At 56.6% G+C, this 21,046-nt stretch carries 23 protein-coding genes and 2 tRNA genes; 13 read left to right on the top strand and 12 right to left on the bottom strand.

Annotated features, from left to right (window positions below; all coding sequences use genetic code 11):
* Positions 1 to 7 precede the first annotated feature (7 nt).
* Entirely contained in the window at positions 8 to 589 is a 582-nt protein-coding gene (gene sodB / locus MX657_RS10215; RefSeq protein WP_333016028.1) for a superoxide dismutase [Fe], read from the top strand.
* A gap of 37 nt (positions 590 to 626) precedes the next feature.
* Here sodB and MX657_RS10210 read toward each other — a convergent pair whose 3' ends face one another.
* The gene (locus MX657_RS10210) at positions 627 to 1,793 is read right to left on the bottom strand and encodes an MFS transporter (RefSeq protein ID WP_217479701.1); all 1,167 of its coding nucleotides are present in this window, start codon (positions 1,791 to 1,793) and stop codon (positions 627 to 629) included.
* A gap of 162 nt (positions 1,794 to 1,955) precedes the next feature.
* Entirely contained in the window at positions 1,956 to 2,045 is a 90-nt protein-coding gene (locus tag MX657_RS10205; RefSeq protein WP_020688313.1) for a YnhF family membrane protein, read from the bottom strand.
* Positions 2,046 to 2,342: 297 nt separating this feature from the next.
* On the opposite strand from MX657_RS10205, the gene purR reads away from it, so the two are divergent.
* Positions 2,343 to 3,368: an HTH-type transcriptional repressor PurR gene (gene purR / locus MX657_RS10200; RefSeq protein ID WP_346808343.1), complete on the top strand. Its 1,026-nt coding sequence runs from the start codon at positions 2,343 to 2,345 to the stop codon at positions 3,366 to 3,368.
* Between the two features lie 17 nt (positions 3,369 to 3,385).
* On the opposite strand, the gene punR is transcribed toward purR, so the two are convergent.
* The gene (gene punR / locus MX657_RS10195; protein ID WP_217479702.1) at positions 3,386 to 4,297 is read right to left on the bottom strand and encodes a DNA-binding transcriptional activator PunR; all 912 of its coding nucleotides are present in this window, start codon (positions 4,295 to 4,297) and stop codon (positions 3,386 to 3,388) included.
* A 114-nt stretch (positions 4,298 to 4,411) separates the two neighbouring features.
* Here punR and punC point away from each other — a divergent pair, with 114 nt between their 5' ends.
* A complete protein-coding gene (punC, locus tag MX657_RS10190) occupies positions 4,412 to 5,611 on the top strand; it encodes a purine nucleoside transporter PunC (RefSeq protein ID WP_080327332.1) in 1,200 nt (399 codons plus the stop codon).
* A 298-nt stretch (positions 5,612 to 5,909) separates the two neighbouring features.
* The gene (gene cfa, locus MX657_RS10185) at positions 5,910 to 7,058 is read left to right on the top strand and encodes a cyclopropane fatty acyl phospholipid synthase (protein WP_346808340.1); all 1,149 of its coding nucleotides are present in this window, start codon (positions 5,910 to 5,912) and stop codon (positions 7,056 to 7,058) included.
* Between the two features lie 31 nt (positions 7,059 to 7,089).
* Here the strand turns inward: cfa and MX657_RS10180 are convergent, their stop codons facing one another.
* Positions 7,090 to 7,731 carry a riboflavin synthase subunit alpha gene (locus MX657_RS10180; protein ID WP_217479705.1) on the bottom strand — a complete coding sequence of 214 codons (642 nt, stop codon included), beginning with the start codon at positions 7,729 to 7,731 and terminating at the stop codon, positions 7,090 to 7,092.
* A 225-nt stretch (positions 7,732 to 7,956) separates the two neighbouring features.
* Here MX657_RS10180 and mdtK point away from each other — a divergent pair, with 225 nt between their 5' ends.
* The 4 genes from mdtK (at position 7,957) to MX657_RS10160 (ending at position 11,354) form a co-directional block, all read left to right on the top strand.
* Positions 7,957 to 9,330, top strand: coding sequence for an MdtK family multidrug efflux MATE transporter (gene mdtK / locus MX657_RS10175; RefSeq protein WP_265194042.1), 1,374 nt, complete (start codon positions 7,957 to 7,959; stop codon positions 9,328 to 9,330).
* A gap of 153 nt (positions 9,331 to 9,483) precedes the next feature.
* Positions 9,484 to 9,560 (top strand) — tRNA-Val (locus MX657_RS10170).
* A gap of 4 nt (positions 9,561 to 9,564) precedes the next feature.
* Positions 9,565 to 9,641, top strand: a tRNA-Val gene (locus MX657_RS10165).
* A 117-nt stretch (positions 9,642 to 9,758) separates the two neighbouring features.
* Positions 9,759 to 11,354, top strand: a complete 1,596-nt coding sequence (locus MX657_RS10160) for an FAD-NAD(P)-binding protein (RefSeq protein ID WP_346808338.1) — start codon at positions 9,759 to 9,761, stop codon at positions 11,352 to 11,354.
* A 28-nt stretch (positions 11,355 to 11,382) separates the two neighbouring features.
* Here MX657_RS10160 and MX657_RS10155 read toward each other — a convergent pair whose 3' ends face one another.
* Together MX657_RS10155 and MX657_RS10150 are read right to left on the bottom strand one after the other, a co-directional pair.
* Positions 11,383 to 12,018: a carbonic anhydrase gene (locus MX657_RS10155; protein ID WP_080327337.1), complete on the bottom strand. Its 636-nt coding sequence runs from the start codon at positions 12,016 to 12,018 to the stop codon at positions 11,383 to 11,385.
* A gap of 72 nt (positions 12,019 to 12,090) precedes the next feature.
* Positions 12,091 to 12,873 carry an MBL fold metallo-hydrolase gene (locus tag MX657_RS10150; RefSeq protein WP_119914742.1) on the bottom strand — a complete coding sequence of 261 codons (783 nt, stop codon included), beginning with the start codon at positions 12,871 to 12,873 and terminating at the stop codon, positions 12,091 to 12,093.
* A 125-nt stretch (positions 12,874 to 12,998) separates the two neighbouring features.
* Between MX657_RS10150 and MX657_RS10145 the strand changes: the two genes are divergently transcribed.
* Positions 12,999 to 13,139, top strand: a complete 141-nt coding sequence (locus MX657_RS10145) for a hypothetical protein (protein ID WP_003857665.1) — start codon at positions 12,999 to 13,001, stop codon at positions 13,137 to 13,139.
* A gap of 36 nt (positions 13,140 to 13,175) precedes the next feature.
* Here the strand turns inward: MX657_RS10145 and MX657_RS10140 are convergent, their stop codons facing one another.
* The 5 genes from MX657_RS10140 to MX657_RS10120 all read right to left on the bottom strand — a co-directional run bounded on the left by MX657_RS10140 (position 13,176) and on the right by MX657_RS10120 (position 17,473).
* The gene (locus tag MX657_RS10140; RefSeq protein WP_061098446.1) at positions 13,176 to 13,655 is read right to left on the bottom strand and encodes a GlcG/HbpS family heme-binding protein; all 480 of its coding nucleotides are present in this window, start codon (positions 13,653 to 13,655) and stop codon (positions 13,176 to 13,178) included.
* A gap of 90 nt (positions 13,656 to 13,745) precedes the next feature.
* Complete coding sequence (locus MX657_RS10135; protein ID WP_346808336.1) at positions 13,746 to 14,357, bottom strand: response regulator transcription factor; 612 nt, start codon at positions 14,355 to 14,357, stop codon at positions 13,746 to 13,748.
* Positions 14,350 to 15,663: a sensor histidine kinase gene (locus MX657_RS10130; RefSeq protein ID WP_346808335.1), complete on the bottom strand. Its 1,314-nt coding sequence runs from the start codon at positions 15,661 to 15,663 to the stop codon at positions 14,350 to 14,352. The genes MX657_RS10135 and MX657_RS10130 overlap by 8 nt, the downstream gene beginning before the upstream one ends.
* Before the next feature lie 91 nt (positions 15,664 to 15,754).
* The gene (locus tag MX657_RS10125; protein ID WP_346808333.1) at positions 15,755 to 17,161 is read right to left on the bottom strand and encodes a DUF1996 domain-containing protein; all 1,407 of its coding nucleotides are present in this window, start codon (positions 17,159 to 17,161) and stop codon (positions 15,755 to 15,757) included.
* A gap of 144 nt (positions 17,162 to 17,305) precedes the next feature.
* Entirely contained in the window at positions 17,306 to 17,473 is a 168-nt protein-coding gene (locus MX657_RS10120) for a hypothetical protein (protein ID WP_013096943.1), read from the bottom strand.
* Between the two features lie 241 nt (positions 17,474 to 17,714).
* Here MX657_RS10120 and MX657_RS10115 point away from each other — a divergent pair, with 241 nt between their 5' ends.
* From MX657_RS10115 to MX657_RS10100, 4 genes are read left to right on the top strand one after another with little or no spacing between them, the layout of a single operon-like run.
* A complete protein-coding gene (locus MX657_RS10115) occupies positions 17,715 to 18,545 on the top strand; it encodes an ABC transporter substrate-binding protein (protein WP_265194049.1) in 831 nt (276 codons plus the stop codon).
* A 1-nt stretch (position 18,546) separates the two neighbouring features.
* Complete coding sequence (locus MX657_RS10110) at positions 18,547 to 19,362, top strand: amino acid ABC transporter ATP-binding protein (protein WP_346808330.1); 816 nt, start codon at positions 18,547 to 18,549, stop codon at positions 19,360 to 19,362.
* Complete coding sequence (locus tag MX657_RS10105) at positions 19,362 to 20,108, top strand: amino acid ABC transporter permease (RefSeq protein ID WP_346808329.1); 747 nt, start codon at positions 19,362 to 19,364, stop codon at positions 20,106 to 20,108. The genes MX657_RS10110 and MX657_RS10105 overlap by 1 nt, the downstream gene beginning before the upstream one ends.
* Positions 20,092 to 20,778, top strand: coding sequence for an amino acid ABC transporter permease (locus tag MX657_RS10100; RefSeq protein ID WP_119914749.1), 687 nt, complete (start codon positions 20,092 to 20,094; stop codon positions 20,776 to 20,778). Before MX657_RS10105 ends, MX657_RS10100 begins: the two co-directional genes overlap by 17 nt.
* Here the strand turns inward: MX657_RS10100 and fumD are convergent.
* Positions 20,759 to 20,968 (bottom strand): fumarate hydratase FumD, encoded by a 210-nt coding sequence (gene fumD / locus MX657_RS10095; protein ID WP_028012876.1) that lies wholly within the window; start codon positions 20,966 to 20,968, stop codon positions 20,759 to 20,761. The two genes, MX657_RS10100 and fumD, sit on opposite strands and share 20 nt — an antisense overlap.
* Positions 20,969 to 21,046 lie beyond the last annotated feature (78 nt).

The following is a 21,046-nucleotide window of genomic DNA, read 5'->3' as shown; positions in this document are numbered from 1 at the left end:
AGAAGCAATGTCGTTCGAATTACCTGCACTACCGTATGCAAAAGACGCCCTGGCACCGCACATTTCTGCGGAAACCCTGGAATATCACTACGGGAAGCATCATCAGACGTACGTCACCAACCTGAACAACCTGATCAAGGGCACCGGTTTCGAAGGCAAAACGCTGGAAGAGATCGTCCGCAGTTCAGAGGGTGGTGTCTTTAACAACGCCGCTCAGGTGTGGAACCACACCTTCTACTGGCACTGCCTGGCACCAAACGCCGGTGGCGAACCTGCCGGTGAACTGGCAACCGCCATCAACGCTGCATTTGGCAGCTTTGCGGAGTTTAAAGCGAAGTTTACCGATGCAGCCGTCAAGAACTTCGGTTCTGGCTGGACGTGGCTGGTCAAAGAGGCAGATGGCAAACTGGCTATCGTATCCACCTCTAACGCAGGCACCCCGCTGACCACCAGCGCTACGCCGCTGATGACCGTGGACGTATGGGAACACGCTTACTACATTGATTACCGCAACGCGCGCCCGAACTACCTGGAGCACTTCTGGGCACTGGTAAACTGGGAGTTTGTGGCGAAGAATTTCGCCGCGTAAGAGACACGCAGAAGGGTTCGCCCTTCTGCGTTTTTGCTTATTCAGCCGTGCAAACCGCTTCTGGCTGTTTACGACCGGACATCATCACCAGCAGCAGGCCGAGCGCGGCAATAATCGCCCCCATCACCGGCACAAAACTGTATCCCAGACCACCTGAAATCACGGCTCCCCCGGCGGCAGCGCCCAACGCATTGCCGAGATTGAACGCCCCGATATTCACGGAAGACGAGAGCCCAGGCGCCTCATGGGCGACGCGCATCACACGCATCTGCAGCGGTGGAACCACGGCGAAGGTAGCTGCGCCCCAGACGACCATCGCAATCGCCGCGCCGAATTCATTACGCGCCAGCCACGGAATCGCAATCATGATGACAATCAGCAGGGTTAAAAAGCCTTTCAGCGTCCCGCTCACGGAACGGTCGGCAAATTTCCCGCCGAGATAGTTGCCAATCGAGAAGCCGACGCCAATCAGCACCAGCATCGCGGTAACGAAGAGAGGCGTTGCGTGGGTGATATCGTGCAGCACCGGTGAAATATAGGTGTAGAGGGTAAACATCGCCCCTGCCCCCAGCACCGTGGTGAGCAGCGCGGAGAGCACCTGCGGACGCATCAGGACCGCCAGCTCTTTACGCACTTCCGGACGTTCGCCGGCGCTGCCTTTCGGCAGAGAGAAGAACAACGCCACCATCGCAACCACGCCCAGCCCGGCTGTCGCCAGGAAGGACATCCGCCAGCCAATCGCTTCGCCCAGCCAGGTGGCCGCCGGTACGCCGCCGATGTTGGCAATCGTCAGCCCCATAAACATGGTCGCCACGGCGCTTGCCTGCTTGTGTTTTGGCACCACGCTTGCGGCCACGACCGACCCCAGCCCGAAGAACGCGCCGTGGTTAAGGCTGGTCAGAATGCGCGACAGCATCAGGGTGGTGTAGTCCGGCGAAATGGCCGAAAGCACGTTGCCCAGGGTAAAAATCGCCATCAGGAAAATCAGCGCATTGCGGCGCGCGCGGTGCGAAAGCAGAAGCGTCATCAGCGGCGCGCCCACCATCACGCCGATGGCGTAGGCGCTGATTAACATCCCGGCGGCCGGGATCGAGACGTCCACGCCCCGGGCGATAACAGGCAGTAACCCCATCGGGGAGAATTCAGTGGTGCCAATCCCAAAAGCGCCAATCGCCAGGGCCAGCAGGGGAAAATTGATTTTCATGCGTCAACTCCGGATGCCGTGTCATGTGGTGACACAGAACAAAGAAGCGGAAAGCATGACATCAATCACAAAAAATGAGAAGTTAACAAAATGGCAAAAGATTTTTGCCAGAGAAGTAACAATCAGGCGATCGGGAGGGAGAAGGCTCTCCCCCCGCGTAAATCAGTGCAGCGCAGCCGTCAGGCCAGCCGCGACAATCAGAGCCAGCACAATAACGGTGGTGAACAGCGAAAACTTCAGATCGGAACTCATCAATTTTTTTCCTTTTAATCCCCCCACGAAAAGTGAGCTTGCTCATTTTTGCATAGTTTAGCTCAAAAATCTTCCTGGATTTAAGCTGATAAACACTTTAGCTCTTCCCCTTTTCATCAAGATAGGCCAAAATTCCACGCTAAATTTATTAGCGTACCGGCCATTGACCCCCTCCTGACGTCCCGTGTCGTTTTCCTGGCGTACCGCAATCCAAAATTGCGCGATAAGGGTGAGAGAAGGCAAACGTTTACCTTCAAGTTTTTCAGGAGTTTAGGATATGGTCTGGAGTGACATTTAATGGCAACAATTAAAGACGTAGCAAAACGCGCAAACGTTTCCACTACAACCGTATCACATGTAATTAACAAAACCCGCTTTGTGGCGGAAGAGACGCGCAACGCCGTCTGGGCAGCGATCAAAGAACTGCACTACTCACCGAGTGCGGTTGCGCGTAGCCTCAAGGTTAATCACACCAAGTCTATTGGTCTGCTGGCGACCAGCAGCGAAGCGGCCTATTTTGCCGAGATCATTGAAGCGGTAGAGAAAAACTGCTTCCAGAAAGGCTATACCCTGATTCTGGGCAACGCGTGGAACAGCATTGAAAAACAGCGTGCCTATCTATCGATGATGGCGCAAAAGCGCGTGGATGGCCTGCTGGTAATGTGCTCCGAGTACCCGGAATCCGTGCTGTTGATGCTGGAAGAGTATCGCCATATCCCTATGGTGGTGATGGACTGGGGCGAAGCGCGCGCCGACTTCACCGACTCCGTCATCGATAACGCCTTCGAAGGCGGTTACATGGCGGGCCGTTATCTGATCGAACGCGGCCACCGCGAGATTGGCGTGATCCCGGGTCCGCTGGAACGCAACACCGGCGCGGGCCGCCTGGCCGGCTTTATGAAAGCGATGGAAGAAGCGCTGATTACCGTGCCGGAAAACTGGATCGTGCAGGGTGACTTCGAGCCGGAATCAGGCTACCGCGCGATGCAGCAGATCGTCTCCCAGCAGCACCGCCCGACCGCCGTTTTCTGCGGGGGCGACATCATGGCCATGGGTGCACTCTGCGCCGCCGACGAGCTTGGCCTGCGCGTCCCGCAGGACATCTCCGTGATCGGCTATGACAACGTGCGCAACGCGCGCTTCTTCACGCCAGCGCTGACCACCATTCACCAGCCGAAAGATTCGCTGGGTGAAACGGCCTTCAATATGCTGCTGGACAGGATCGTCAACAAGCGTGAAGAGTCGCAGTCCATTGAAGTTCACCCTCGCCTCATCGAACGCCGTTCCGTTGCGGATGGCCCGTTCCGCGACTATCGTCGTTAATCTCATTGCGGAGCCAGTCAGTCTGGCTCCCGCAGCCACTCCCGGTTAAGCGTTTCGCTGTCACCCAGATAATCCAGCAGCCAGGCCATGGCGGGCGAGACATCATTTTGTTGCCAGGTGAGACAGCAGGCCGCATCCGGGAACGGGTTCTCCAGCGTTAGCTCTACCCACTCTCCGGTGTCGATTCGCGGACGCGCAAAATGGGCGGGCACCATGCCTACGCAGAGTCCGGCACTGAGGCACGTCGCCGACGATCCCCAGTCAGGGGCGACAACCCGCCGCTGGTTGTCCAGCAGCCAGGTAATTCGCTTCGGCAGTGAACGGGAGGTATCCTCCAGCACCAGCGACGGCCAGCTGCGCAGCGTATCGTCGCTCAGCGGCCCTTCCGTCGCCGCCAGGGGATGATCGCTCGCCACCACGCATTTCCAGCTCAGCATCCCCATATCGCGAAAGGCGTAACGTCCCCCGACGGGGATCGCCTGGGTCGCGCCAATCGCCATCTCTACCCTGCCGTCCGCCAGCGCATCCCAGACGCCGTTGAACACCTCCTGCGAGACCCGCAGCTCGACGTCAGAAAAATGCCGATAAAAATCGACAATCATCTGCCGGGTGCGCTCGGGCTTAACGATGTTATCCACCGCAATGGAAAGGTGTCCCCGCCAGCCGTTCGCGATCTGCTGACACTGCTCGCGGGTGATCTGCATTTTTTTGATAACAGAACGCCCTTCCTTTAAAAACCACGCGCCTGCGGGCGTTAATTCCACATCACGATGCCGCCGTTCAAACAGCGGAACCGCCAGCCATTCTTCAAGCTGACGTACCGTATAGCTGATAGCCGAAGGGACGCGGTGCAACTCCTGCGCCGCAGCGCTAAAGCTGCCGTTACGCGCGACAGCATCGACCACTTCAAGAGAATAATCTGACCACATTTTCTGCCTGCAAAAAATTTGAATTCACCCGCCAAATATTAGCGTTTCACAAGCGGCTTTGCACTCCCTACACTCAGCGCCAATGTATACCTGCCTCCTCAGGAGAATAAAACAGTGCAACCCAGGAAAGGTTTTTTAGTCTGGCTCGGCGGCTTAAGCGTGCTGGGCTTTTTGGCCACCGATATGTACCTGCCAGCCTTCGCCGCCATGCAGGAAGATTTGCAAACCCCTGCTGCCGCCATCAGCGCCAGCTTGAGTTTGTTCCTCGCCGGTTTTGCTTTCGCACAGCTGCTCTGGGGACCGCTCTCGGATCGCTTTGGTCGTAAACCGGTATTGCTGCTGGGGCTGGCTATTTTTGCCGTTGGCTGTCTGGGAATGTTATGGGTACGCGATGCCACCTGGCTGCTGGTGCTGCGGTTTGTTCAGGCGGTCGGCGTCTGTGCCGCTGCCGTGACCTGGCAGGCGCTGGTCACCGACTACTACCCGGCGAACCGCACAAACCGTATTTTCGCCACCATTATGCCGCTGGTGGGTCTCTCTCCTGCCCTCGCCCCGCTGCTGGGCAGCTGGATCCTCGCGCACTTTGACTGGCAGGCTATCTTTGCCACGCTGTTTGCCATCACGCTGGTGCTGATGCTGCCTGCGTTCGCCCTCAAGCCAGCGCATAAAAAAGAGGCGCATGCTGACGCGAAGCCGATTACCTTTACCTCCCTGCTGAGCGCTAAGGCGTATCGCGGCAACGTTCTGATCTATGCCGCCTGCTCGGCGAGCTTCTTCGCGTGGCTCACAGGTTCGCCCTTTATTCTGCACGATATGGGCTACAGCCCGGCGGCCATTGGCCTGAGCTACGTTCCGCAGACCATCGCGTTCCTGGTAGGCGGTTACGGCTGTCGCGCGGCACTGCAAAAATGGGAAGGTCAGCAGATGCTGCCGTGGCTGCTGGTGCTCTATGCGCTGAGCGTCATCGGCACCTGGGCCGTTGGATTTATTCCGGGCGCAGGTCTGGCCGAAATATTGATTCCATTCTGCGTGATGGCCATCGCGAACGGGGCGATCTACCCTATCGTTGTGGCGCAGGCGCTGCGTCCGTTCCCGCAGGCGACAGGCCGCGCGGCTGCGCTGCAGAACACCCTTCAACTGGGACTGTGCTTCCTGGCAAGCCTGGTGGTCTCCGCGCTGATTGCCACGCCGCTGCTGACAACAACCAGCGTGATGCTGGTTACCGTCGCGCTGGCGGCGTTGGGTTATCGCATGCAGGCCTCCGCACAGCGCGTACAGGATGAGAGCACGCAGGTGAAAACCTCGCATGCCTAATCGCGCCAGAAACTATGTTAATTTTCAGTGATTAGGTTGCTAAGAATTTTCTATTGAATCACCAAATTTTGAGGCCTATACTAAATTTGGTTCGATTAAATACGATAAATATTAAGTGTTAACGGGAGCCGGAGTGCTCCCGTTTTACCATGGAAGGCATTTCGGCAAGGGTTATCTCCCTTCCTCTGTTCTACGTCGGATACTAGCCTCGCGGTGTTTACCGTGAGATTTCTCACAAACCAAAAAAAGCGTCTACGCTGTTTTAAGGTTCTGATCACAGTAGGGTGATGGAGAAGCTATGAGTTCATCGTGTATAGAAGAAGTCAGCGTTCCGGACGATAACTGGTCCCGGATCGTCAGTGAACTGTTAGGTCGAGCAGGCATCACTATCAACGGATCATCCCCATCCGATCCTCAGGTTAAACATCCCGACTTTTTTAAACGCGTATTGCGCGAGGGGTCGTTAGGCCTGGGAGAAAGCTATATGGACGGCTGGTGGGAGTGCGAGCGGCTGGATATCTTTTTCGCCAGCGTGCTGCGTGCCGGTCTGGAAAAACAACTCCCTCGAAATCTCAAAGACACCCTGCGTGTCGCCTCTGCCCGACTATTTAACCTGCAAAGTAAAAAACGTGCCTGGATCGTCGGCAAAGAGCATTACGATCTTGGCAACGATCTGTTCAGTCGCATGCTGGACCCTTTCATGCAATACTCCTGCGCTTACTGGAAAGAGGCGTCGACGCTTGAAGAGGCTCAGCAGGCCAAACTGCGCCTGATCAGCGAGAAACTGCAGCTGCAGCCCGGTATGCGCGTGCTGGATATCGGCTGCGGCTGGGGCGGGCTGGCGTATTTTATGTCGAAGCACTACGGCGTCAGCGTGGTCGGCGTCACGATCTCCGCCGAGCAACAAAAAATGGCGCAGGAGCGCTGCCGGGGGCTGGATGTGGATATCCGCCTGCAGGATTACCGTGACCTGAACGAACAGTTTGACCGCATCGTTTCCGTCGGCATGTTCGAGCACGTCGGGCCGAAAAACTACGACACCTATTTCGAGGTGGTGGACCGTAATCTGAAACCAGACGGCATCTTCCTGCTGCACACCATCGGCTCTAAGCGGACCGACAATAACGTTGACCCGTGGATCAACAAATACATCTTTCCGAATGGCTGTTTACCGTCCGTACGCCAGATTGCCAACGCCAGCGAACCCCATTTCGTGATGGAAGACTGGCATAACTTCGGCGCGGATTACGACACAACGTTAATGGCGTGGCATGCACGTTTTCAGGAAGCCTGGCCTGACATTGCCGACAACTATTCTGAACGATTCAAGCGGATGTTTAGCTATTATCTGAATGCCTGCGCGGGGGCGTTTCGCGCGCGCGATATTCAGCTCTGGCAGGTTGTTTTTAGCCGTGGGATTGAACACGGATTACGTGTCGCCCGCTAAAAAATAACCCCGGCTAACCGGGGTTATTTTTTTATTCTTCTTCTGTGGCTTTAATTATTGCCGCCTCTTTGGCCGCCAGCACGCGCTCAACGGTATCAACGACCGCCTGGGTTTGCGGATCGATTTCGATATTCACGCGATGTCCCAGTTTTTTCGTCCCCAGCGTGGTGCGCTGCAGCGTTTCGGGAATTAAATGCACGCAAAAACGCGTCGGGGTCACTTCTCCCACCGTCAGGCTAATCCCGTCAATGCCAATAAATCCTTTGTAGAGGATGTATTTCATTAATGCCGGATCCTGCACTTTAAACCAGATTTGGCGGTTATTTTCCGAGGTGACGATTTTCGCCACTTCGGCGGTGGTCATAATGTGCCCGGACATCAGATGGCCGCCAATCTCGTCGCTGAACTTCGCCGCGCGCTCAACGTTGACGGTATCCCCGACCACCAGCTCGCCCAGGTTAGTGATGCGCAGGGTCTCTTTCATTAAATCAAAGCTAATCTGGTTGCCATTAATTTCGGTTACCGTCAGGCAGCAGCCGTTATGGGCAATTGAGGCGCCGGTTTCGATGCCATCGAGCATATATTCCGGCAGCTCAACCACGTGAGTACGGAAATTAGGTTTTTCATCAATGGACACCACTTTGGCGGTGCCCTGCACAATACCAGTAAACATGCTTACAACTCCTGTTTTTTCCGGACGGTGATGACACCGTTTAATCCCACCACAATATCAGTTGGAAAAACAGGTTGCCAGCGGAGCGCATTTTCTGGCGATTTTTTCACTAGATAAATAGCTAAAGCCCGCTACAATAGCTGGCACCCCCCTGCATTTTCTTCTTGCTGCCAGTTACGGCGGCTTTTTTAGTCTCTCAAATAACTACAAAATAAAGGTGTTCACGTGCAGAAGTACATGAATGAAGCGCGCCAGCTATTGGCACTGGCAATACCAGTGATCGTCGCGCAAGTGGCCCAGACCGCAATGGGATTTGTGGATACGGTAATGGCGGGTGGCTACAGCGCCACCGATATGGCGGCCGTTGCCATCGGCACGTCAATCTGGCTTCCAGCCATCCTGTTCGGCCATGGTCTGCTGCTCGCACTCACGCCGGTTATCGCTCAGCTCAATGGCTCCGGGCGACGCGAACGCATTGCCCATCAGGTCCGTCAGGGCTTCTGGCTGGCCGGGTTTGTCTCCGTGCTGATCATGGTCGTGCTCTGGAACGCAGGTCATATCATCCGCGCCATGCACAATATTGATCCGGCGCTGGCGGACAAAGCCGTCGGCTACCTGCGCGCCCTGCTCTGGGGTGCGCCCGGCTATCTCTTTTTCCAGGTGGCGCGTAACCAGTGTGAGGGTCTGGCGAAAACCAAGCCCGGCATGGTGATGGGCTTTATCGGCCTGCTGGTCAATATTCCGGTGAACTACATCTTTATTTATGGTCATTTTGGGATGCCGGAGCTGGGCGGCGTCGGCTGCGGCGTGGCGACGGCGGCCGTTTACTGGGTGATGTTCTTCTCGATGATCACCTTTGTAAAACGCGCCCGTTCAATGCGCGATATTCGCAACGAGAACAGATTCAGCACACCGGACTGGAACATCATGACGCGCCTGGTGCAGCTAGGCTTGCCGATTGCGCTGGCCCTGTTCTTTGAAGTGACGCTCTTTGCCGTGGTCGCCCTGCTGGTCTCCCCGCTGGGGATTGTTAACGTGGCCGGGCACCAGATTGCGCTTAACTTCAGCTCCCTGATGTTCGTCCTGCCGATGTCGCTCGCGGCGGCGGTGACGATTCGCGTTGGCTTCCGCCTGGGACAGGGTTCAACGCTGGATGCGCAAACAGCCGCGCGGACCGGGCTGGGCGTGGGTGTCTGCATGGCCATCTGTACGGCGCTCTTCACCGTGGCGCTGCGTGAGCAGATCGCCCTGCTCTACAACGACAATCCTGAAGTGGTGATGCTGGCCTCGCACCTGATGCTGCTGGCTGCCATTTATCAGATCTCCGACTCCATTCAGGTGATTGGCAGCGGCGTGCTGCGCGGATATAAAGACACACGCTCTATCTTCTTTATCACCTTTATCGCCTACTGGGTGCTGGGTCTGCCAGCAGGCTACGTTCTGGCGCTGACCGATCTGGTGGTTGACCGCATGGGTCCGGCAGGGTTCTGGATGGGCTTTATCATCGGCCTGACGTCGGCGGCGATCATGATGATGCTGCGCATGCGCTTCCTGCAGCGCCAGCCATCAGCGGTGATTTTGCAGCGCGCCGCACGTTAAATACGCAGTAGCCGCCGTCTGGCGGCTACTTTCTCCTCACTTTGCGCGGTAATGAAGCAATCGCGTGAAATCAGAGAGAAAAATGCGTTTTCCCTCTTGCCTCCTTGATGCTGTGCCGCTAATATTCGTCCCCGTTGTCACCGACAACACGTTGCGTTCATAGCTCAGTTGGTTAGAGCACCACCTTGACATGGTGGGGGTCGTTGGTTCGAGTCCAATTGAACGCACCATTCTGCGTCCGTAGCTCAGTTGGTTAGAGCACCACCTTGACATGGTGGGGGTCGGTGGTTCGAGTCCACTCGGACGCACCATTTCAGTCCTGAAATGGTGCAAATCCTCTTCTGATATCCTGAATTTTCCTAATCCCTTATTTTCATCATTATTCTCCTGCTACGCTTTTCTTATGGAAAAAAACAGGAAGACCGTCGATGAAGAGAATCGCGATTATTGGCTCCGGCCCCACAGGGATTTACACCTTTTATCATCTCCTTAAAAACAGCACACCGCTCTCTGTTTCCATCTTTGAACAAGCCGCTGAAGCTGGCGTGGGCATGCCCTATAACGACGACGATAATTCTCGCCTGATGCTGGCGAATATCGCGAGCATTGAAATCCCGCCCATTTTTATGACCTACCTCGACTGGCTCAGGCAACAGAGTGACGCTCATCTGGCGCGCTTTAAGGTTGATAAAGCCCGCCTGCATGACCGGCAGTTCCTGCCGAGGCTCCTGTTGGGAGAGTATTTCCGCGACAGCTTTCTTTCCGTCGTAAAAGAGGCAAAAAAGCTGGGGTTCAGGGTTGATGTCCGTGAGTCTGCAAAAGTCACTGACGTCATCCCCGCGACAACCGGTGTTACGCTTTCCGTCAACGACACCACCTTGCCCGACCAATTCGACCTGGCGGTTATCGCTACCGGTCACGTCTGGCCGGAGGAGGAGGAAGCCACGCGCACATTCTTCCCCAGCCCGTGGTCGGGGTTGATGGACGCCAGCATTCCGCCATGCCGCGTTGGTATCATGGGGACATCGCTGAGCGGGCTGGACGCGGCTATGGCGGTGGTGATGCAGCACGGTGAGTTTCGTGACGGTAAATTCATCCTCGACAAGGGCAGCGAAGGGTTAAACATTACGCTGATGTCCCGGACGGGCATTCTGCCTGAGGCCGATTTTTACTGCCCTATTCCTTACGAGCCGCTGTCGGTATTGACCGAATTCACGGTTGAAACCGAGATCGCCAAAGGGGTCGATGGCCTGCTCGACCGCATATTTTCCCTGATGGTGAAAGAGCTTGAGCTCGCCGACCCGGCGTGGTGCGAGAAAATTGCGCTGCGCAACCATAATGCCGACAGCCTCCGCGATGCCTGGTTTGAGGATCGTAAACTGCACGGTCCGTTTACCTGGGCGGAAGAGAACCTTATCGAGGTTGAACGCAACAAACGCGAACGGCGCACCGTGGCCTGGCGCTATGCCGTCCTCCGACTGCATGAGGTGGTTCAGGAGATTGTGCCCCACCTCAACGAAGAGGACAGGGAGCGCTTTAAGCAGGGCCTCGCCCGCGTGTTTATCGACAACTATGCGGCCATCCCGCCACAGTCTATTCGCAGGCTGCTTGCGCTTCGCGAGGCGGGCATCATTAGCGTAGCGGCGCTCGGTGATGATTACACGCTTGATGCCGGCAGCGATCGGACGGTCATTACCACCAAAGAGACCGTTTACCGTTTCGACGTATTTATTGATGCGCGCGGACAAAAGCCGCTCAAAACAAAGGATTTGCCTTTCCCTACGCTGCGTAAACAGCTGTTGGAAACGGGCGACGAGATACCCGACGTTGGCGAGGATTACACGCTAAAAGCGCCTGAAACCGTTCGCGGGCGCATTGCATTCGGTGCGATACCGTGGCTGATGCACGATCGTCCCTTCGTTCAGGGGCTGGCGGAATGTGCTGAGATTGCAGAGGCGATGGCGAAAGCGGCTGAACAATCCGCTTCGGGTTCACGACGGCGATTACCATACGTGGAGAACTGACAGGGCTTCCATGCCCTGAAAAGCGATATTACTCGAAGAAGACTTCCGGATTTTCAGACAGGGAAACGAAAGTTTTCGTCGCTTTATCCAGCGCACGGATTTCGCCGCTTTCAATGTCGTACACCCAGCCGTGCAGTCGGATAGAGTTGTTGCGCAGGCCCACCGCGACGGACGGGTGGGTCTTAATGTTGCTCAGCTGGGCAAACACGTTTTCCTGCACCATCGCATTGACTTTGTCGATCGGCTTGTCCCAGGCTTTCTTCTCCACCACGGCTTTCGCCGCGTCGGAATAGCGCAGCCAGTGGGAGACGGCAGGCATCGGCTCCAGGTTGGCGTTATCGGCAATCGCCTTCATCGCGCCACAGTTGGAGTGACCGCAGATCACGATATCCGTCACGCCCAGCGCTACCACCGCGTACTCGATAGTTGCAGATACGCCGCCCGGCTCCGGTCCGAAAGGCGGGACAATGTTGCCAGCATTACGAATGACAAAGAGCTGTCCCGGCTCTTGCTGGGTAACCAGTTCAGGGACCAGGCGGCTGTCGGAGCAGGAGATGAACAGCGCTTTGGGATTCTGGCTGGACGCTAAACTGCGAAAGAGCTCTTTACGTTGCGGGAAAATCTCTTTTTGAAAGCTGAGAAAACCTTCAATGATATGTTGCATAGCAATTTCTCTTTTATCTGTTTTAGTTTAGGTATGATCGCGATCACACTTGTAAAGTTTACCCACCGTACTTTACCTGAGACAAGCAATATATTTCTGGCCCGACCGCTGGACGATGTCGTCGGCGTTCGCCGAAATAGTCTGCCCTTCAAACGCCCCGTAAAGACGGGCGAACGCTTTCCCTTTCAGACGCCGGGTGACGTCCTCAACCGTACGGGCTGGCAGAGGGAGCATATTCGGGTAACTCCACATAAACGACACCGCATCTTTCCCCGGGGTGACCTGCAGGATATCACCCGCCAGTAAAACGCCCTCACCCTCCTGCCAGTGCAGCACCGTCCCGCCCGCAAAATGGCCGCCGAGACGCAGCAAGGTGACGGACGGCCAAATCTCCAGCGCCTCTCCCTCCCAGAAATGAATTGCCGGGCTGTCACGCATCACCCACTCGCGGTCACTGGCGTGCAGATAGATCGGTGCATCGAAAGCCGCGGCCCACTCCTGCATCGTGGTGTAATAGTGCGGATGTGAAATCGCAATGGCGCTTAGGCCACCGAGCGCGGAGACGAGCGTTTCGGTTGTCGGGTCAAGGTTGGCGATGCAATCCCAGAGAATGTTGCCGTGCGGGGTGCGCAGGAGCAGCGCCCGCTGGTTAATCGCAAAAGCGGGCACCGTTTTGATACTGAACAGCGCGGGCTCCAGCAACTGCCATTTATTGTCGTGCGTGGCCGTTACCGTCGCGTACTCAATCCACGCCTGGCCGCTGGCCGGGACGTACTGGCGTTCATCCTCGCAAATCGGACATCTTTCGGGCTTTCCATCATAGGCGGTTCCGCAGGTTTTACAGAGGGTAATCATGAGCGCTCCTCAGCGATAAAGCACTGAGTATGGCAGGGATTATCCTTATGTGCTGCGAGGTACATTACCGGCGTTTTTTACCCTATACTGTGCCAGTATCAAAAACTGAACATAGCAGGTGCCACATGGAAATTGATCTCGATAACTTGGTTTTTAACGGACTGGATGAAGCGGAAGAGCGTAACGCGGAACGTCTGGACGACGCGGATAAAAAAGCGCAGGCGATCGTTGCCGATGATGACTGCGGTGATGCCTGCAAAATTTGATAAAAAAAAGCACCGTAAAACCGGTGCTTTTTTATATTACTTTTTCAGCCCGTCAATGGCCGCCTGAGCACAGGCTTCATCAAGGTGACCGCCCGGCGCACCGCCGATGCCGATCGCCCCAATCACCTCATCGCCTTCTTTTACCGGCAGACCACCGGCCAGCAGCAGGAAGCCAGGAATATCACGCATGTTCTGTGCGCCCGCATTGCTCTGCGCCGCCTCCATCACTTTGCCTGACGCATTTTTTGCGCTAAGTGCCGTAAACGCTTTCATTTCGCTGGCTTTTACCGTGTGAGGACCGGCATTATCCATACGCTGCACCGCTTTTACCACGCCCGCACGGTCAACCACCGTGACCGCGACCTGGTAATTTTTCGCTGCACAGGACTGAATGGCGGATGTTGCCAGCGCGTTTGCCTGCGCCAGAGAGAGATTTTTTTGGGTCAACGTCTCGGCCTGTGCGGCCAGACTTACGCTACCCGCGACCAGTGCCGCAACCATCATGACTTTTTTCATTGCACTTCCTCGAGTGTTGTTTGACATCTCAAAGGTTACTTAACTGCACAACGAAACGTAATTCGGTTGATTACGCACTCCACCTGGTAGTTATACGGATTGCAATTTGTCATATTCCCGGCTTGCCTGAACCAGGCTGGTGACCCCGAGCTTGGCAAACGCCGCCGCGCGGTGCGCTTCCACGGTTCTGTGCGAGAGGTTCAGACGCGCGGCCACCTCTTTATTACTGCACCCTTCAATTAGCACCATCAATACCTCGCGTTCCCGCGCGGTTAACTGCTCAAAGCGCGCTTTAAGCCGCGAAATTTCCTGCCAGGCGGTAAAACGCCGCTGGCTTTCTGCAAGGGCCAGCCCCACCGTTTCGATAAGCTTATCGGCATCGAGCGGCTTGGTGAAAAACTCGAACACGCCATTACGAAACGCCCGACGACAGGCATCGACGGTGCCGTGCCCGGTCATAATAATCACCGGCAGCAGCGGCCACGGCCATTCGCCTTCTTCCAGCCAGGTTAGCCCGCCTTTACCCGGCATGCGCATATCCAGCAGCAGACAGCCAACCAGCGCCGGTTCACCACTGTGTGCCCGCGTAAAGGCGTCGACGCTCTCAAACGTCTGCACCTGCCAGCCCATCCCCGACAGCAGAAACGCTAATGATTCTCTGATGGACTCGTCGTCATCGATGAGCCAGACCATCTTATCCATGCTTTGTCTCCTTTCCTTCCGCCAGCTGCAAGCGGATCTGCGCCCCACCCTGCGGGGCATTGCCCAGGGCGATCGAGCCGTTCATGCGCGTTATCAGCGTTTCCGTTAACGTCATCCCCAGCCCAATTCCGCCGGGGCGTCCACTAAAGAAGGGCATAAACGCGTTCTCCAGGGCTTCCGGGCTAAACCCGGGCCCGCCGTCGGTCAGGGTGACCAGAATACCCTTCTCATTTTTCTGGCTGTCGATTCGTACCCAGCCGTGCGTGTTCTCCTGCTGCGCCTGAATCGCGTTGCTGAGCAGATTATGCAGGATCTGCTCCAGCCAGAGCCTGTCCGCCAGCACGGTCGTGGCATCCGCGGCAAACGCATGGATAATCGCGATACGTCTCGATTTGCGCTCGTGCTCGAGTAAATTTTCCACCTGCTGCCAGCACTGTACCAGATCGGTTTCCCGCAGGGTCACCTTCTCCTGAACAACATGCTCTCGGAAACGCGTCAGCAAGGCGCTAATGCGCTGCGTTTGCAGCAGCGCCGCCGCGAGCGCCTGCGACACAGCCTGCGGATTCCCCTGCTGGTGCTGCCGCTGCGCGCCCTGGATCCAGGTTTGCACGGCGGTCAGCGGCTGGTTGATTTCATGGACGATGCCCGCGGTAATCTCTCCCAGCGTGTTAAGCCTGGCGTGTTGATAATAGAGCGCACGCTGTTCGGCCTGCTGGCGCTGTTTGCGCTGCCAGAGCACGGTTCCCGCGCCCGCAATCACTATTCCCCACGCCAGAAAGAGCAGCGGATAGGGCAACCAGGCAACCCGGAACCAGTTCGGATTTGCCGAGGCGGAGAGGATAAAAGGCTGAGTGTGTTGCGGAAAGGTGCGCTGCCAGTGCCAGAACGCCCCCGTCGACGGCGGTGTATCATCATTCGTGACGCTTAAATGCAGCTGTGCAAAAGTATGGCGCGCCGGAAGCAGCGCGCTTAAGTCAATCAGAACGCGGATCTGCCGCCACGGGTTGTATAGCCAGTACTGAACGCCGCGAAACGGCTCCACGCGGGCAGCGTCCAGCGCGCGACCGGTGGTTTTTTCCAGAGCCTTAATATGCGGGAATTTTTTGCGTAACGCGGTGATATCTTCATCGCCATTCAGAAGCGGCAACACCGACTCGTTTTGCGTCAGCACGGCGCCGATCGCCGAATAGAGTGCCGTAAACTCGCGATCGCGCTCCCAGAACTGGCGGCGTATCTGTTCCGCGTACAGCAGCACGCCGCTTATCAGGCAGATCACTAGCCACGCAGCGATACTGCGCTTTATCATCTTTTTTATGCTCATAGCGTTAACTGGCCCGTCATTCAGGCTGTCGACATTACCAGTTAACGTTGATGAGAACAAAAAAACGCGGGCGTAATCAGATCTCCGGCGTTTTGCTAAAGCCGGTCAGCATCAGGATCAGGCTTTGCGGGGAAGTAGCCGTCTCAAACTGGTAATGATTTCCCTGACGATCGCCGCCGATGTACCACGAAATCTCGGTTTTCCCTTCAGCCAGCGCCTTGCGCACCGCTTTATCCACGTCCACCATCCGGTACTCGCGGGCGTGGTTCAGGTAAAGCACCGCATCCGAACGGTAGCTGCAGGCTGGCCGCGACTGCCAGCTCACGCTGGCCGGATCCCAGTCATTGCTTGCCGGATAGAAGAAGATTTGATCCGCGCCGTTGGTTTCCACTTTCCCGCCATAAATACGCACGCGATATTTAAACTGCGAAGCATCCTGCCCGGCAGGCAGCGGGGGAATATGGAACTTCACCAGCGACAGCGTTTCGCTGTTTTTGGTGCGCCCGCCGTTCTGCCAGTTATCCTGCACCAGTAAAACCTGGGGATCCGGCTGGGAAAGCGCGGGCTCCAGGCTGCTGAGCCAGACGTTGGCTTTCGCCTTTGAGTAGCCATACGGAACGGTAGTGCCGCAATCCAGACCGCGGTTCATGCACAGATCGGTCATAAAGCGCGCGGCGTCTTCCGTCCAGCCGTTCATAAAGTCCGCATGCGCCGTATACAGGCTCCCCCACCGCTCTTCCCGCTCGCTGCCGTGCATGATGGGATCGAGCGAAAGCTGCGCTTTGCTGGTATCGAGCGAACTAATCGTCGGGAGCACGTACGCAATATTCATGTTCACGGTCGGGATTTTCATCGGGAAGGCGGACGGGCACTGCCCTTTGGTGTCATAAGTGGCGTTGACCAGCCCGTGGGCGGGCTTCAGGTTGACCCCGTCCCAGCAGTTTGGAAACTGAATGCCGATATTAAACTGCACGGCATCGTTCGCCTTGCGTAAGCCGCAAACTTCGCCCGTTTTGGTGGTGTAGCCCTTGCCGTTGGCGCATAAGAAGGTGATATGCGGATTCGGCGCGGTACCGTGATGATCCCCCGCCAGCAGCGACAGCCCCGCCGGGAACGGGTGCAGCGGCCAGGCGTCCACGTTCGATGCCTGATAATAGGTTTTTTGATAGGCCGGTTTGACCACCGTTCCGTCAGGCAACCTCAGTGAGGGAGCCCAGTAGGCCGAGCTGTCGGCTTTGTTATCGCAGGTGGTCTTTTCATCTCTACGCAGCGATTCGCGGCTGGAGAAGGCATCCGTTTGCACGTTTCCAAAAAAATCGTGCAGCATGGCTTCGTTGGGCATGCCATACATCATAATGGCATCGTCGCCGAGCGTGTGGGAGTAGCCGCAGACAACGTGCGCCTGTGGCGCAGCGTGCGCCGCCTGCATGGCAATCAGTAATGCAGTGGCAGAAAGTGCCGGGGTTAATACTGTCCGTTTCATTATCATCTCCATCTCTGAAAGGAGATAGTGGTAACAAAACGGCCATCGTTTACCGAGGATTTACCCGCGTATTTTTCCGCTCATCCCTGCTTTACAGCCCTCACGCACAGCTCGTTCCAGTACATTTCGCGCGTGCGGCGCAGTTCAGCGTGACGTTTTATCATGGAACCACTCCGGGTCGATGTTGGCCACGTCTACGCCGTACAGGCTGGCGACAGGCAGTATTGACTCCAGAACACGCTGCGCGCTGTTCTCCGCATTCGCTGGCCGGGTCGCAAAAAACCGCCGTAGCGTGCTGATCCATTTTTTCATTGCCTTTACCCCTCTCGCTTCACCTGACCTGAGTTAAGCACGCGTTTCCGGGCAGCGGAAATATCAATTCCGGCAGTCGATGTGCAGGAAGTGCAAATAGCTCCGTTCATTTACCTGCCAGTAACATGCTGTTCACTAATGCTTTTTTGTATATAGCAAAGAACGATTTCTTATTTGGCGATAGCTTTTGCTTATGGGAGCGTAACGGTGCAAAACAAAAACAACGGGACGAACGATAACTATGGCAGCAAAGATGAATGGGTTTAAAAAAGGGACGGTTGTGCTGGGATTACTGGCCGCCGGGAGCCTGTTTTCAACGCAGGCGCTGGCCGATCGACTGGCGGATATTAAGGCCGCGGGGGTGGTGAAAGTCGCCACATTTGACGCCAACCCGCCGTTTGGCTCTATTGATGCAAAAACGCACGAGATCGTGGGTTACGACGTGGACTTTGCCAAAGCACTGGCAAAATCACTCGGCGTGAAGCTTGAACTGGTTGCCACCAATCCGGCGAACCGTATTCCGCTGCTTCAGTCCGGTAAAGCAGATCTGATTGTGGCGGATATCACCATCACCCCGGAACGCGCGCAGGTGATTGATTTCTCAACGCCCTATTTTGTGACCGGACAACAGTTCCTGGTTCCGGCTACATCACCGGACAAGCTTGATGACTACAGCCGGGCGCGCATTGGCGCGGTCAAAGGCACCACAGGTGAACAGGCGCTCCACCAGCGTTTCCCGCAGTCCCGCGTGCTCTCTTATGATGACATTCCGCTGGCGCTGACGGCGCTGCGCAACGGCAACGTGCAGGCCATTACCCAGGACAGCACCATCCTGGCGGGTCTGCTGGCGCAGGCCCCGGATAAAGCGAACTTTAAAATCCTGCCCGACCTGCTCAGCAAGGAAGAGATTGGCGTCGGGGTAAAAAAAGGCGAAACGGCGCTGCTGAAAGCCGTTAACGATGAGCTGGTTAATCTCGAGAAGAACGGTCAGGCGGCAAAAATCTATGATGTCTGGTTTGGCCCAAACACGCCCGCGCCACAGCCTCGCGCCTTTAAAATAGAAGCCCAGTAATATGCTCTCAGGTTTATTCTCCCACTCCGCGGCCGGTGCCGCGGATTTTTCACATCTGGAACAGGCCAGCGTTGAGTTTCGTCACGTAGACAAACGCTACGGCGACCATCAGGTTTTACGCGACATTAACCTCACCATCACGCCCGGTGAAGTGGTTGCTATTCTCGGCCCTTCCGGTTCGGGTAAATCAACGCTGATCCGTCTTATCAACCAGCTTGAAACCCTGAGCGGCGGGGAAATCCTTGTCGACAGCAAGCCGACCGGGCAGCTTTCCGGCAGCAGGCTGCGCCAGCTGCGCAGCCGGGTTGGGTTTGTGTTTCAGCAGTTCAATCTGTATGCCCACCTCACCGCCAGCCAGAACATCACCCTGGCGCTGGAGCATGTGCACGGCTGGAAACCGCAGCCTGCTCAGGAGCGCGCGCTGGCGCTGCTGGAAAAGGTCGGGATGCTGGAAAAAACCCATCATTTTCCCGCGCAACTTTCCGGCGGCCAGCAGCAGCGCGTGGCGATTGCCCGCGCCCTGGCCTCGTCGCCGCAGATCATCCTCTTCGACGAGCCGACGTCGGCACTCGATCCGGAGATGATTGGCGAAGTGTTATTCGTCATGAAAGCCCTTGCCCATAGCGGGATCACCATGATTGTAGTGACTCACGAGATGCAGTTCGCCCGGGAAATTGCCGACCGGATTGTCTTTATCGACGGCGGGCAGATTCTTGAAACCGCGCCGCCGGCGCAATTTTTCAGTCAACCGTCGCATCCCCGGGCGCAGCGTTTCCTGCAAAAAGTGCTGAACCCGCTGCACCAGGAGCACCTCTGATGCCCGCCCTCGACTGGCAAGGCGTGCTGACCGGACAGCCTCTGCAGTGGATACTCTCCGGATTTCTCACCACCCTGTGGGTGACGCTGGCGGGGGGGCTGATCGCCAGCCTGCTTGCGCCGTTCTTTTTGCTCCTGCGTCTTTCCGGTGGACGCATCGGGAATGCGGTCGTCAGCGGCTGGGTATCGCTGTTTCGCAATACGCCGCTGCTGGTGCAGCTGCTGTTCTGGTATTTCGCCGCCTGGAACGGGTTACCGCAGGGCTTTCGGGACGCGGTGAACGCGGATCACAGCTGGTCAATTCTGCCCGGCGACGTCTGGTGGTTTACCCCTGAGTTTTTATGTTCTGCCTGGGGGTTAGGCGTCTTTACCTCGGCGTTTTTAATTGAGGAAGTGGCATCGGGGCTGCGTTCTGTTCCTGCCGGACAGCAGGAAGCGGCGCTGGCGCAAGGGTTCTCCTCGTGGCGTTTATTTCGCTACATTCTTCTGCCGCAGGGGCTCGCCAACGCCTGGCAGCCCGTTGTCGGCCAGTACCTCAATTTGATGAAGCTCTCCTCGCTCGCCAGCGGGATTGGCTTTGCTGAGCTAACCTACCAGGTCCGGCAGATTGAAAGTTACAACGCCCACGCCCTGGAGGCGTTTATCGTCGGTACGGTGCTCTATTTGCTTACCGGCATTGTCATGGGGATGGTGCTGGTGCGCGTCGGCCCGCATTCAGGGAGGAAAAAAGATGATTGCCGGATTTAACGTTATTGTCGAAAACCTGGATTATCTGCTGTGGGGACGAACGGCAGCGGGTGAACCCGGCGGCGTACTGCTCTCGCTGCTGATGGCCGCAGGGGCCGCCCTGCTTGCGCTTCCCGGCGGCGTGGCGCTGGCGTGCCTCGCCTGGCGCTATCCTGGGCTGGTGCGCAGGGGGCTTTTTCTGTGGGCGGAGTTGATTCGCGGTATTCCCCTGATTTTTGTGATTTTCTGGATGTGGTATCTGTTGCCGCTGATAACCGGCGGGGATCTGCCGGGGGCGCTGACCGTGACGCTGGCGCTGGCCTGGTTTACGGCGGCATCGGTGATGCATTCAGTTTTTGCCGGGCTCAGGGCGCTCCCATTGGGTCAAAACGAGGCCGCGCTGTCTCAGGGGTTCAGCACGCAGCAAACCCTGTGGCGCGTGCTGCTGCCGCAGACGCTGAGAAATATTTTGCCGTCGCTGGTGGGGATTTTTATCAGCCTGCTGAAGGATACGTCGCTGGCATTCATCGTGAACGTCCCGGAGCTGACCACGGTGGCGGGACAGGTAAATAACCGGGTGCAAATCTACCCGGCGGCCATCTTTATCTTTACGGGTGCGGTCTATTATCTGCTCTGCTGCTCGCTTGAACAGGTCGCGAAACGCTGGCGCGTTAGCCGGCCAGCGCCTTAACCACCGTTTCCATCGCTTCGGTTGTCAGTGCGCTGCGCTTGATGCGCTGGTTCGCCAGCGCCGTGCGCAGCACGCCCGCAATGACAATATGCTTCGGCTCCTGCCCTAAATCACGCATCTCAAGCACCACTTTGCCGACCACCCGGCACATCTCCTGGTACAGCGCTTCATCTTTGGTCACGTTACCCATCGTCATCACTCCATTGCCTTTTAAACGTTGAGCTTAAATGATTCTCCCGCCGGATACAAAAAAGAAGCCCGGCGAGAG

Origin of the sequence: Enterobacter chuandaensis, assembly GCF_039718975.1 — a bacterium.
GTDB lineage: Bacteria > Pseudomonadota > Gammaproteobacteria > Enterobacterales > Enterobacteriaceae > Enterobacter > Enterobacter chuandaensis.
Note: the sequence above shows the minus strand (reverse complement) of the source record. Positions and strands in the feature narration are given on the sequence as shown.